This window comes from Novosphingobium sp. KN65.2 (genome assembly GCF_001368935.1).
Lineage (GTDB): Bacteria > Pseudomonadota > Alphaproteobacteria > Sphingomonadales > Sphingomonadaceae > Novosphingobium > Novosphingobium mathurense.
Genome location: NZ_CCBH010000040.1, coordinates 1 through 542, shown reverse-complemented (window position 1 = coordinate 542; position 542 = coordinate 1). Strand labels below are relative to the sequence as shown.

The following is a 542-nucleotide window of genomic DNA, read 5'->3' as shown; positions in this document are numbered from 1 at the left end:
CTGATCCTCAATGCGGACGGCAGCTATACCTACCAGTCGAGCGCCAATGCGGTACCGCCTGCGGGGGCGACCGACAGCTTCGTCTACACCATCACCGATGGCGACGGCGACACTTCGACCACGACGCTGACGATCAGCCTCACCGACAGCGGGCTTGCCGCGACCAACGAGGACGCCTCGGTCGACGAAGCGGCGCTGGGCATCGGTTCGAACCCGTCCTCGACGGCCGAGACGGTCTCGGGCACGCTGACCGACAACGCCTCGGGCGGCGCGGGCGGCTATACTTACGCGCTGGTCGGTTCGGCCACCGGCAGCCACGGGACGATCTCGATCGCGCCCAACGGCACCTGGAGCTATACGCTGGCGACCCCGGTCGACGGCGCCACGCTCGACAATGGCGTGACCACCGAGAACAACGTCGAGAGCTTCACCTACCAGGTGACCGACGCCAACGGGAACACGACCACCAGCACGATCACCATCGATGTCATCGACGATGTGCCCACCGCCCGTGCCGATACCGACAGCGTCGTCGAAGGCGC

The 542-nt window shown here is 66.6% G+C and carries 1 protein-coding gene; it reads left to right on the top strand.

What is annotated here, in order from left to right; all coding sequences use genetic code 11:
* On the top strand, window positions 1-542 hold a 542-nt coding region (locus tag SPHV1_RS01295; protein WP_231634373.1), incomplete at both ends, for an Ig-like domain-containing protein.